15 protein-coding genes and 1 pseudogene are annotated in these 10,502 nt (G+C 68.8%); 10 read left to right on the top strand and 6 right to left on the bottom strand.

Features of this window, described 5'->3' with window-relative positions:
- Positions 1-118 precede the first annotated feature (118 nt).
- Positions 119-541, top strand: a complete 423-nt coding sequence (locus ABFS34_14580) for a Rid family detoxifying hydrolase (GenBank protein MEN8376668.1) — start codon at positions 119-121, stop codon at positions 539-541.
- Positions 538-1,521, top strand: coding sequence for a quinone oxidoreductase (locus tag ABFS34_14575; protein ID MEN8376667.1), 984 nt, complete (start codon positions 538-540; stop codon positions 1,519-1,521). Before ABFS34_14580 ends, ABFS34_14575 begins: the two co-directional genes overlap by 4 nt.
- Positions 1,522-1,623: 102 nt before the next feature.
- Here ABFS34_14575 and ABFS34_14570 read toward each other — a convergent pair whose 3' ends face one another.
- From ABFS34_14570 to ABFS34_14545, 6 genes are all read right to left on the bottom strand, one after another.
- A complete protein-coding gene (locus tag ABFS34_14570) occupies positions 1,624-1,830 on the bottom strand; it encodes a cold-shock protein (protein MEN8376666.1) in 207 nt (68 codons plus the stop codon).
- Between the two features lie 277 nt (positions 1,831-2,107).
- Complete coding sequence (locus tag ABFS34_14565; GenBank protein ID MEN8376665.1) at positions 2,108-2,986, bottom strand: DUF2911 domain-containing protein; 879 nt, start codon at positions 2,984-2,986, stop codon at positions 2,108-2,110.
- Positions 2,987-3,160: 174 nt separating this feature from the next.
- Complete coding sequence (locus ABFS34_14560; protein ID MEN8376664.1) at positions 3,161-4,411, bottom strand: PQQ-dependent sugar dehydrogenase; 1,251 nt, start codon at positions 4,409-4,411, stop codon at positions 3,161-3,163.
- 63 nt (positions 4,412-4,474) lie between these two features.
- The gene (locus ABFS34_14555) at positions 4,475-5,299 is read right to left on the bottom strand and encodes an HAD-IIB family hydrolase (GenBank protein MEN8376663.1); all 825 of its coding nucleotides are present in this window, start codon (positions 5,297-5,299) and stop codon (positions 4,475-4,477) included.
- A gap of 4 nt (positions 5,300-5,303) precedes the next feature.
- Positions 5,304-5,864, bottom strand: a complete 561-nt coding sequence (locus tag ABFS34_14550) for a hypothetical protein (protein ID MEN8376662.1) — start codon at positions 5,862-5,864, stop codon at positions 5,304-5,306.
- A 182-nt stretch (positions 5,865-6,046) separates the two neighbouring features.
- Positions 6,047-7,177, bottom strand: a complete 1,131-nt coding sequence (locus tag ABFS34_14545; GenBank protein ID MEN8376661.1) for a methyl-accepting chemotaxis protein — start codon at positions 7,175-7,177, stop codon at positions 6,047-6,049.
- Positions 7,178-7,380: 203 nt separating this feature from the next.
- Between ABFS34_14545 and ABFS34_14540 the strand changes: the two genes are divergently transcribed.
- The 8 genes and pseudogenes from ABFS34_14540 to ABFS34_14505 all read left to right on the top strand — a co-directional run bounded on the left by ABFS34_14540 (position 7,381) and on the right by ABFS34_14505 (position 10,308).
- Complete coding sequence (locus ABFS34_14540) at positions 7,381-7,788, top strand: MerR family transcriptional regulator (GenBank protein ID MEN8376660.1); 408 nt, start codon at positions 7,381-7,383, stop codon at positions 7,786-7,788.
- Positions 7,785-8,075: a hypothetical protein gene (locus ABFS34_14535; protein ID MEN8376659.1), complete on the top strand. Its 291-nt coding sequence runs from the start codon at positions 7,785-7,787 to the stop codon at positions 8,073-8,075. Before ABFS34_14540 ends, ABFS34_14535 begins: the two co-directional genes overlap by 4 nt.
- The gene (locus tag ABFS34_14530) at positions 8,072-8,647 is read left to right on the top strand and encodes a hypothetical protein (GenBank protein ID MEN8376658.1); all 576 of its coding nucleotides are present in this window, start codon (positions 8,072-8,074) and stop codon (positions 8,645-8,647) included. Before ABFS34_14535 ends, ABFS34_14530 begins: the two co-directional genes overlap by 4 nt.
- A 14-nt stretch (positions 8,648-8,661) precedes the next feature.
- Positions 8,662-9,363 (top strand): organomercurial lyase, encoded by a 702-nt coding sequence (gene merB / locus ABFS34_14525; protein MEN8376657.1) that lies wholly within the window; start codon positions 8,662-8,664, stop codon positions 9,361-9,363.
- Positions 9,350-9,448, top strand: a pseudogene (locus ABFS34_14520) (30S ribosomal protein S6). Before merB ends, ABFS34_14520 begins: the two are co-directional and overlap by 14 nt.
- Positions 9,402-9,725, top strand: coding sequence for a mercuric transporter MerT family protein (locus tag ABFS34_14515; protein MEN8376656.1), 324 nt, complete (start codon positions 9,402-9,404; stop codon positions 9,723-9,725). Before ABFS34_14520 ends, ABFS34_14515 begins: the two are co-directional and overlap by 47 nt.
- A gap of 10 nt (positions 9,726-9,735) precedes the next feature.
- Positions 9,736-9,903, top strand: a complete 168-nt coding sequence (locus tag ABFS34_14510) for a hypothetical protein (protein ID MEN8376655.1) — start codon at positions 9,736-9,738, stop codon at positions 9,901-9,903.
- Between the two features lie 39 nt (positions 9,904-9,942).
- Positions 9,943-10,308 carry a hypothetical protein gene (locus ABFS34_14505; GenBank protein ID MEN8376654.1) on the top strand — a complete coding sequence of 122 codons (366 nt, stop codon included), beginning with the start codon at positions 9,943-9,945 and terminating at the stop codon, positions 10,306-10,308.
- The last annotated feature ends 194 nt before the right edge of the window (positions 10,309-10,502 follow it).

Raw genomic sequence — 10,502 nt, 5'->3', positions numbered from 1 at the left:
CTCCCCGATACGCAGCGGTATCGCGTCGTCGCGCTGCCTTGCATCCGACCCCGTGGCGCTCCCAACGCGGCTCGCTACCCTCTTTCAGCGACCTGCTAGCAAGAGTGGAGAGTGACTCGTGACCGATAGAAGCTGGACGCCCGCTCCGCAGCCGGAAGGCCGCGGCACCGCGGTCGGCGCTTACACGCCCGCCGTGCGGGTGGGCTCGCTGTTGTTCACCTCGGGTCAGGTGCCGCTGAATCCGGAAACCGGGCTGGTAGAGACGGACGCTCCGTTCGCCGACCAGGTGCGACGCACCCTGGCGAACGTCCGGCGTGTGCTGGAGGCCGCCGGGGCCGACCTGAGCGACGTGGCGTCCGTAACCGTCTACCTGGCCGACATAGGCGACTGGGCGGAGTTCAACGAGGTCTATCAGGAGGTGTTCTCGCCGCCCTATCCGGCCCGCGCCGTGGTGGGCGCCGCGCTGGGTGGCTTCAAGGTAGAGATCACGGCGATCGCGGCGCTGCCTCCCGCGGCCGCCCAGGAAGCGGACCGTTCGTGACAGGGCCGCTGCGCACCGTGGCGGTGCGGGTTCACGAGCCCGGCGGACCGGACGCGCTGGTGGTGGAAGGGCTCGAGGTTCCGGCGCCCGGGCCGGGTCAGATTCGCCTCGTCCACGAAGCGATCGGTTTGAATTTCATCGACACTTATCATCGGACGGGCCTCTACCCGCTCGCGCTGCCCGCGATCATCGGCTCGGAGGGAGCGGGCGTGGTGGACGCGGTGGGCGAGGGGGTGACTGATCTGGCCGTCGGCGATCCGGTGGCGTACGGCCAGTCCCTGGGCGCGTACGCGGGCGCACGCCTGATCGGCGCGGAGCGCGTCGTCGGCCTTCCGGACCACGTTTCGGCCGAGCTCGCCGCCGCCGCCATGCTGAAGGGACTTACCGCGTGGTACCTGGTCCGGCGCACCCACCAGGTGGCTCCTGGCCAGACGGTGCTGGTGCACGCGGCCGCGGGCGGAGTCGGGTCTCTGCTGTGCCAGTGGGCCAGCGCGTTGGGCGCCCGGGTCCTGGGTACGGCGGGGTCCGCCGAGAAGGCCGCCCGAGCCCGTGGCGCGGGCTGCGACGAAGTGATCCTGTACCGGCATGAAGACGTCGCCGGGGCCGTCATGGAGCACACCGGCGGACGAGGCGTGGACGTGGTCTATGACGGGGTGGGCGCGGCCACCTTCGAGGCCTCTCTGGCCAGCCTGGCGCCGTTCGGCCTGATGGCGTCCTTCGGGAACTCCTCAGGACCTGTCCCCCCCATCCGACTGCTTTCCCTGAAGGACAGGGGCCTCTACCTCACCCGGCCGACACTCGGGTCACATATCGGCACCCGCGAGGGGCTGGAGCGAGGCGCCAGCGAGCTCTTTACCGCGCTCGCAGACGGCACGCTCAGCGTCACCATCGGACGGCGGTTCCGGCTGGAAGAGGCGGCCGCAGCGCACAGGGCTCTGGAGGCGCGCGAGACCGTTGGTTCCACGCTTCTCATGCCCTGACCGCGCACAGCGGTCCCGCACGCCGGCGCCACGCCCACGAAGAAACGGCCGCCCCGGGGAACCCGGAGCGGCCGTTTCGTTCACCGCGTGTAGACGCGTCCGTCAGACGGGCACGACGTTCTCGGCCGCGGGGCCCTTCTGCCCCTGAACGACGTCGAACTCCACGCGCGAGCCCTCGTCCAGCGTCCTGAAGCCTTCCGTCTTGATGGCGCTGTGGTGCACGAAGCAGTCCTTGCTTCCGTCCTCCGGCGTGATGAAGCCGAAGCCCTTTTCAGCGTTGAACCACTTCACGGTTCCGGTCGTGCGCATGATACCTGCCTTTGGCTGTCTCGGTGTTCTCGGGGGCCGGTATCTCCGTACCTCTCGATGTGCACCAGGCTCCGCGGCGAAAACAAGAAAGACCCGGGCGGAAGGGCCCAGGTCCTTTCGTTACTGGCCCCGGCTAGCCGTGCCGGAGGATCGCCGCGCACCAAGGATGCGAAAACGAAGGGGTTCGTGCAATGGTTTTCGTGGCGCCCATTGTGGGCCCACCCAAGCAGAGGGAGGACCCCACCAACACAGGCCGGGTGGGGTCCCCGCCTCCGACCTACTCCACTCGCGTTCCCGTCCCGAACTCCGCGCCGTTGCCGCCGCGCAGAACCACCGCCGAAGCCTTCTCGCCGCGCACCTCGAACTCGAATGCCACGCCCGTTTCGACGCTGAAGAATTCCCCGTCACGATACAGGCCGGGGCTGAACCGGTGGCTGCCCGCCGGAACCATGTCGAACTCCGGCTCGTCCTCCGGGTGAATGCCGAACGGTAGCCGGCCACGCAGTTTGCCGTTCATCTCGAACACCTCCATCACGCCGTCCGGCCATCCCATGCCGGGGGCAATGGAGATCTCGTAGGAGCCGACGTAGGTGGCCCTCTCCTCGGCGGTCATTTCGGGCACCGTGGGAGGTACCGAGATGTCCATCAAGATCGACGTGGTCCCCCACTGCAGGCGGAGCTGCATCGCGTCCCCCCGGACCACGGGGAAGCTCCACGTGAGCATCTCCACGTGCTCGCCGGTCTCGGGCACGGCCGACACCGCCACCACCCCAGCCGCGGAATCCGGCTTCACGAAGTGGAAGATCTCCGGATCGTCGTTCAGGATGATCGACCAGCTCTCCTCCCGCGGGATGGCCCACACCGTGTACTTGCCGGCCGGAATCTCCGCCCCGTTCATCCGGATGTCGTTGTCAACCTCGAACGTCGTCGCCCAGTTGGCGCCGGGGGTCCACACGCCGCCCCACGGAACGAGCGCCCCGAAGAGGTCCCGGCCCCGCGCCGACGGACGGGAATACTCGACGGTGACGGTGGTGCCGTCCGCGGTCTGCGCGACCACGCCGTGTTCGCTCGCCCTGATCTGGGCCGCGCCTTCCGGCGCCAGCGCTCCCTGCAGGGCGACGGCGACTCCCAGCGCGACCAGCGTTCGCTTCCACATACGCTCTCCACTGGCTGCCGGACGGTTCGGGGTCGGCGCGTTCGGCTTCGCCCGGCGGTGTGCATCCGGCTTCGTGAACTCTCTGTGGGTCGGGGTCGGTCGTCGGGCTCGCGCCCGACGCCGCCGCGGCAGGAGGATGGTCAAGATTGGACCCCGGATCAATCCTGCTGACGACTACTCCACGTAGCTGACCCGGTAGATCATGTGCGCCTGGTCATCGGAGATCAGCAGCGACCCATCCGGCAGCACCAGGAGGCCCACGGGCCTGCGCGCGTAGTCGAAGTTCATGTTGCGCAGGAAGCCTCCTGCGAAGACCTCGTAGCCGGTCACCGCGCCCGCCCCGTCGATCGTGACGAAGGAGATGCGATCCCCGTGGATCCTGCTCTTCACGCCGAACACGGGCGTCGTCGCCTCGGTGCCGTGCTCGGCGATGAACGCGCCCCCACGGTAGCGCGCCGGGAAGCTCTGCCCCGTGTAGAAGGCTATCCCCAGCGTCGCGGAGTGCGCGGCGAACTCGTGGGCGGGGGCGATCACGCCGGCCGGCGTATCGCCACCTATCAGCGGGTCCGGCAGGCGCCCGTGGATGTAAGGGAAGCCGAAGTGCTGGCCCGCCGCGGTGGCGCGGTTCAACTCGTCGGGCGGGATGTCGTAGGTGTTGGGGTGCTCGAACGGCCAGCTCGGCCCGTTGTCGGTGAACCACAGCTCGCCGGTGCCGGGCCGGAAGTCCATGCCCATGGAGTTGCGCACGCCGTCGGCGAAGATCTCGAGCCCCGAGCCGTCCGGGTTCAAGCGCACGATGGTCGAGTAGATCGGATCATCGTTCAGGTCGTTCGCGGTGTGCTCTCCGACCAGAAAGGACCACCGGGTCCCCACGGCGATATAGAGCCGGCCATCCGGCCCCATCGTCATCTGACGCCAGAAGTGGCCCACGTTCGTCGCGGAATCGGTCTGCGCGCGGGAGGGCAGGCCATCGAAAATCACTCTGGGCAGGGGCGCGTCCAGCGTGTTGTCGATGTCGTCCAGGCGCCATACCCGGTCTTCGTCCACTATCCACAGGGTGCCGTCGGCGTACGCCAGGCCGTTCGGCGAGTTGAACCCGTTGCGGATGTCGCGCCGGAAGTCGGCGCGCCCGTCGCCGTCCGTGTCGCGCAGCGCGTACACGGCGCTGGTCACACCCCTGGTGAAGAAGTAGGTGCCCACGTAGACGGTGCCGTCGTCCCCGAGCTCCATGAAGCGCGGACGCAGCACGTCCTTGGCGAAGATCGTGATCTCGAAACCGGCGGGAAGCTCGATCTCGGACTGGAGCAGCGCCTCGTCAGGGTCGCTGGGCGCGTCGGGCGAGGAGTCCGGGCCGGCCGGCGGAGGGTCGTCCCCGCACCCTATGGCCAGCGCGAGGGCAAGGACGGCGGCGGTGCTGCGGCGCATTTTTCCTCCGGGGACGCGAGTGCTCCGTTTGGAAACCGCGCGCACGCACGATCGGATCCCGGCTCAGCCCGCGGCTGCCGCTCCGCCGACAGCTTCCCCTCCGTCCCGCGCTTCCAGGAGCGCGCGAGCAACCTCGGCGAACCCCCTGCCCCGGTCGGCCGCCGTCACGTAGCGCGGGGGCGCGGGCAGCCGGTGCAGATGGTTGCGCACGTTGGCGACCCCTACGGAATGCGGGAAGTACGCGAACGCCGCGGCGTCGTTGCCGCTGTCCCCGACGAATACCCAGCGCTCGCGTCGGTCCTCGAGATCCAGGCCGAGCGCGTCCCGCGCCGCGCGCACTGCGCCGACCGCCTTGTCCCAATCGCCCGGCACCGCATGGGCGTGCACCGAGGAGACGCTGCTGCGCGCGCCCTCGGTCTCGATCAGCGTAACGAGTCCCTGGATCCGTTCGGGTTGTACCGTGTGGGTTTCGCCCACGTCGAAGGCCAGGTCGCAGCGCCGCGCACGCTGGTCTCCCGCGACCGGTATGTCCGGAAATATCTCCCCGGCGCGCTCCCTGATCCGGCTGAGCAGCTCGACGCTCGCCTCCCGCCGTGCCGGGCCCTGGAAGTATCCCTCGCGCAGCCCTTCGCCTTCGCGCCAGGCCCACCCGGCGCCGTTCTCACCGACGGCCAGCGCCACCGGCCACAGTCGAGCGAAGAGGTCGGTCCAGCCGAGCGGCCGACCGGTCACGCACAGCAGCGTGAGGCCCGCCTCCGCCAGCGCCCACATCGCGCTGAAGGCTTCCGGCTCCAGTCGCCCGGCGCGGGTGACCGTATCGTCCACATCGAAGACGACCCCCTCGATGGAGGGGGCCGCCTCACGGAGTCCATCGAGCGAAGCGAGCATTCACTCAGACGGGCCAAAGCCAGCCGAACATTCCGGCCGTGAGGCCCGCGTAGATGAGGCCGTCCAGGGTGAGGGTCAGGCTCGCGCGCCACTTCCGCGCGAAGAAGATGGAGTCCTGCCAGAGCGCCACCGCGTAGCACAGGAACGCTGCCGTGCCCGCGAACCTGAATGCCGCCAGGTAGTCCGCGCCGGGGGACACGGCCCGGCTCGCGAGGTAGGCGGCGAAAACGCTGACGACCAGGCAGAAGACGAACCACTGGGTGAGGCTCTTGCCCATGTTCTGCTCGCCGCTCGGCACCACCGCCAGGAACCCGACCGGGCCGATCGTGAGCTTGTGCTGGAACTCATCGGTCTTTCTCTCGGCGCCGCTTCGGGCGTGCGGAATGACATAGGAGCCCGGCGTCACCCCGGCGCCCCGCAGACCGGACATGACGTCGTCCTCGGAGTCGAGTCGGTCGAAATCCCCGGCGTGCCAGGGCAAGGCCATGTGGATGACCGAGCTGGCGACGAATACCGCCACCGCGGACAGCACGATGGGAAGCCAGAGTTGGGAGATGGTGACCACGGCAGCCTCCTCGCTGGTCGGAGCCGCGGTCCGCGCCGGCTCGGGCGCGGGGCGGCACCGACGTCCGAGTCAAGCTGCCGGCCGGCCGAGCGCCCGCACAAGGGGGGACGGCGAACTATCTGGGGAAGCGCATCACGCTGGCGCCGCGTACGGGTTGAGCGACGCGGCGTCCGCGCCTCGACTCACTCGCCGACGGGCGCAGGGGCCTCGCCATCCGCCACGTCCGGGCTGGGCCCGGTCTCGGGCACCACCCTGTCGAGAAGCGCCCGGCTTCGGGTAGACACGTCCTCGAGTTGCTCCTCGAGGAATCCTATCTCCTGCACCATGTGGCGAAGGCCGTGCGTTTCGTGAACGAGGTCCGGCAACGCGCGCAGCACCCCTGAGGCCTCCTCCTCATCTGCAACGCTGACCCTGATCACCTCCGCCATGGAGCCCTGTACCCGCTCGAGCTGCCCGGTCGTGTTACCCACGACCTGGGCCAGCCTGATCGAGACCGCCCCGGCGCGTCGGGCGAGCACCCGGATATCGAACAGAATGTTGCAGATCCGGTCCAGGAACTCGTTCAGGGAGTAGGCCAGCTCGCCGAACTCGTCGCTCGATCCCACCTCGGCGCGCACCGAGAGGTCGCCGGCTCCGTGGGCCAGGCGACCCATCGCTGACCGGAGCGTGAACAGCGGAGCGAGTAGTAGTCGCAGCAGGTAGAACAGCGCCAGAATGTGCACGACGATCTTGAGCACGTTGACGGCGACTGTCGTCCGCAACTCCGACCACCAGGCCGCTAGCCTGTCACCCAGGTACTGGCGCACCGTCACGGTCCCCAGCACGTCGCCTACGCTCGCCGTCGTGTGACAGCGCAAGCACATGTCATCCGCGCGGATGTCGACGCTGGCCTCGTGATGGCTTCCCGCGGGAAAGTCGGCGCGCACCCCCCTCGGGACGAACTCGAAGTTCTCTCGCACCGCCTCCACCGTCGCGGCCGACGGCTCGATGGCGATGTGCAACCCGGCCGCCTGGAAGTTCCGGTCCAGGATCGGATATACCGAACGGGCGGCCACCGGCCCCCCGGAGTTGATCATGATCGTGCGCACGTCGTTGGCGAGTTGCTCCGCCGCGGCGGTCGTCTCCGGGGCGCCGTCGTTGCGGTAGTCGTAGTAGACCATGGCGAATCTCACCCCGACCTCGATGGCCGCGACCGCGACGAGAAACACCAGGAACGACGTCACCATCTGGACGAAGAAGGAGCGATCGAACCGGCCCAGCGTGGCGGCACGGGCATGCGCCGCTGGATCGGGCGTCAAAGGCTGTTCCGACATGGATGTCGTCTCGGCGTAGTTATTGGGGCTGGTCTGGAGCTGCGTTCGTCGGCCTTGCTAACGCACGGGGGGGTCCGCGTGATCCGGAACCCGGCGCCTCGACCCTTGACTCTATACCTAGGTATAAGGTGTAGACTGAGGGTGAGTTTCCGGCCCACGGTCCCCGTGGGCCGCGACGATCCCTCGCGGGCGGGGATTAACGAATGACGATGATGATCGGAGCGCTGGCCGACGCGGCCGGCGTGAACGTGCAGACGATCCGCTACTACGAGCGCCGGGGCATCCTGGCGAAACCGTCCCGAACGGCGTCCGGATACCGCATATACCAGCGGGCGGCCGCCGACCGCGTGCGCTTCATCAAGCGCGCCCAGGAGCTGGGCTTCTCGCTCGCGGAGGTAGAGTCCCTGCTCGAGCTGAGGGCCGCCAACGCGGCGTCCTGCGACGCCGCCTCTAGCAGCGCGCGGGAGAAGCTGGCGGACGTGGCGTCCAAGATCGACCACCTGGAGCGCCTTCGGCGGGTGCTGAGCGACTTCGTGGAGGCGTGCGAACTGCGCGAGCCCTCCGCCGAGTGCCCGATCCTGGAGGCGCTGGGAGAGGATGCGGACGCATGAGCGTGCGCATCGACCTCGTCTACTTCCAGGGGTGTCCCAACGTGGAGGCTGCCCGCGAGAGCCTGCGCGCCGCGCTCGATTCCGCCGGAATGGGGGCCTCGTGGAGGGAGTGGGACCTGACGTCCCAGCCCGTGCCGGGCGATTTGAGGGGCTTCGCATCGCCCGCGGTCCTCATCGACGGGGTCAGCGTGCGGGGCGATGCGCCGGGACCGGCGGCGCTATCCTGCGCCGCGGAAGGCGCGCCCAAGGCGTCCGAGATCCTGCGGGCGCTGCGGGGCGCGCCGTGACCTTCCAGGCGCAGCGCCCACCCAGGTTTTCGTACGAGGCACCCGGCACCCTGCCCCGGCCAGCCCGCATCGGCCGAAACATCCGGCTCCTGTTCGGGGCCGGCTGCGCTTGGCTGGTCGGCAAACTCGTCTTGGTCGGCTCGGCGGTCGTTTTCGAACGCGGGCTGGCGTTCTTCCCTGGCCTCTGGCCGCTCATCGCGATCGGCGCATACGTGTTTCCCGACGTGCTCAACATCGGTTGGGGAACCGCTGTTCCGCGCCGGAGAGTGATCGGCGGACTCGCGGCCGCGCTGGCCGTCGCCGCCGCGTTCGGGCTGGCGCTCTCCGGTGACGTCTTCGCCCCGCCTCTCGGCGCCGCGGTTCTGGCCTGGCTGCTGTACACGTTCCTCCACCTCGGCGTGTCGTTTCTCTTCGCCGCCGCGATTCGCACCCCGGGGTGCGAGATGCGATCGATTCCGGAGCTGTGGGGTCGCCTCCGCGGCAGTCCGGCGAGAGAGCACTTCTGTCCGGGAATCATGACTCCCATCGACCGCTGGGAGGCAAGGCGAATGGCCGATCGGGCCGGTGCATGAACCTGGAGGTATAGATGTTCGATGCGACCCGCTTGCGGGGGCTCTTCGCCCCTCTCTCCGACACCCTGCCGGATCTGGAGAGCGACGAGCGCTCCCTGGCGCTCGAGCTCTACGCACTGTTGTCGTCGACTGGCAAGCCCGTGTCCGAGGCGAGCCTGGCGCGGGCCACGGGCTTCGAGGAGGCCCGAGTGCGTGACGTGCTCTCCGGCGACGCGCTCGCGTGTCTGATCTATCGGGACGACGACGGCCGGATCGCGGGCTTCGGCGGACTGGCGGTGTTACCCATGGCGCACCGGCTGACGAAGGACGGCACCGAGCTGTACGCGTGGTGCGCGTGGGATGCGCTCTTCCTTCCGACGCTCCTCGGTGGGGACGTCGAGGTGAAGTCTACATGTCCCACGACGGGCGAGTCGATCAGCCTCACGGTCGGCAGCGACGGAGCAAGGGATATCGAACCGGCCGAAGCGGTCATTTCGTTCCTGGTCCCCGAAGCTCCGCTGTACGAGCAGGCCACGATCGAAACCATCACCCGGTTCTGCCACTTCGTGCACTTCTTCCGGTCGCGTGAAGCGGCCGAAAAGTGGACGGCGCACAATCCCGGGACCTTCGTCCTCTCGGTCGATGAGGGTTTCGAGCTGGGTAGGCTGATGACGGAGTCCCGGTTCGGCCTCGACCCGGCCGGGAACCGCCCGGGCGAGGTCCCGAGCCGGGTCTAGGCGAGAACGTGGCGGGACGAGCGACCGAGATAGGGTCGGTGACAGGGGCGGCGGGGGCGGCGATCGGCAGCCTCGCGGCCAGCGTCTGCTGTGTCGGGCCCATCGGCATAAGCCTGCTCGGGGTCCAGGGGGCCATCTTCGCCGCGGGCCTCAGGCCTTACCGGTTCTGGTTGCTGGGTGGCTCGGCGCTGTTCCTCGGAGTGGCCCTGTGGGCCGTATACCGCCCCGTGCGTGCGATCGCCTGTGCCGAATCCTGCCGAACCGAGGCGGGACGCTGGAATCGACGAATCGTTTGGGGCGCGATCGGGCTCTGGCTGTTCGCCGTGGCCCTGCAGTTCGTGGCCGATTTCTTCTGGTATTGAGGGGGTAGGGATGAAGAGCGTCGTTCTAGCGGGCACGATCGCCCTGGCGGCGGTGGCCGCGATCAACCCGGCGAGCAGCGAGTACGATGTGCTCGACGAACACGCGGAGCCGCTCCGCTCTACCTTCAATGCGGATTCGGGGAAGGTCCGCATCGTCGCCCTCGTCGCCCCCACGTGAGGCGGATGTCTTCGGGGGGCCTCCGAAACGCAAAAGAAGGTGCTCGCGCGGATCGACGACCCGCGCCTGAGCGTTCACGTCGTCTGGGTTCCCAGAAACGGCGCCCGCCAACGACACGTGGATCGGGTCCTGGACCTCGTCACCGACGAGCGCGCCCGCCAGTACTGGGACGGGCAGGCCAGCGTGATCGACCAATACGACGACATGCTCGTGCTCACCGGTCCGTGCGCGGGCGTCTTCCTCATCTACCCGGCTCGCGCACGGTGGGATGATGCGACGCCCCCGCGGCCCGCTTACGTCATGGACGCGCACGCTCGGGAATACGATCGGCCCCACCCCCAATGGGACGCGGACGAGTTCGCCGACCTGGTCAGGGCGTACCTGGGGCAGGCACCAGCGCGCTAGCTGAGGCGCGTCCCGGCGCGCGCTGTCCCTCCTGACGGCCCGTTCGTAGATTGGTGGAGCACTTCGATTCGTCGGCCGCCCGCCGATTCCCTCCCGGGATTCGGCCCGCCGCGGGTGGTCAGCGAAGGAAGTTACCGGCGACCAGGAGTCACCATGAACGCCAACGCTCTCCCCCGTTGTGTAGCGCTCCTCGC

This window comes from Gemmatimonadota bacterium, from assembly GCA_039715185.1.
Lineage (GTDB): Bacteria > Gemmatimonadota > Gemmatimonadetes > Longimicrobiales > RSA9 > DATHRK01.
Note: the sequence above shows the minus strand (reverse complement) of the source record. Positions and strands in the feature narration are given on the sequence as shown.

Bases quoted from the DNA above. Each gene is read 5' to 3' on its own strand.
- ABFS34_14560 (MEN8376664.1), bottom strand. From the start codon at position 4,411: ATGCGCCGCAGCACCGCCGCCGTCCTTGCCCTCGCGCTGGCCATAGGG.
- ABFS34_14565 (MEN8376665.1), bottom strand. From the start codon at position 2,986: ATGTGGAAGCGAACGCTGGTCGCGCTGGGAGTCGCCGTCGCCCTGCAG.
- ABFS34_14570 (MEN8376666.1), bottom strand. From the start codon at position 1,830: ATGCGCACGACCGGAACCGTGAAGTGGTTCAACGCTGAAAAGGGCTTC.
- merB (MEN8376657.1), top strand. From the start codon at position 8,662: ATGTTCGATGCGACCCGCTTGCGGGGGCTCTTCGCCCCTCTCTCCGAC.
- ABFS34_14545 (MEN8376661.1), bottom strand. From the start codon at position 7,177: ATGTCGGAACAGCCTTTGACGCCCGATCCAGCGGCGCATGCCCGTGCC.
- ABFS34_14535 (MEN8376659.1), top strand. From the start codon at position 7,785: ATGAGCGTGCGCATCGACCTCGTCTACTTCCAGGGGTGTCCCAACGTG.
- ABFS34_14540 (MEN8376660.1), top strand. From the start codon at position 7,381: ATGACGATGATGATCGGAGCGCTGGCCGACGCGGCCGGCGTGAACGTG.
- ABFS34_14555 (MEN8376663.1), bottom strand. From the start codon at position 5,299: ATGCTCGCTTCGCTCGATGGACTCCGTGAGGCGGCCCCCTCCATCGAG.
- ABFS34_14510 (MEN8376655.1), top strand. From the start codon at position 9,736: ATGAAGAGCGTCGTTCTAGCGGGCACGATCGCCCTGGCGGCGGTGGCC.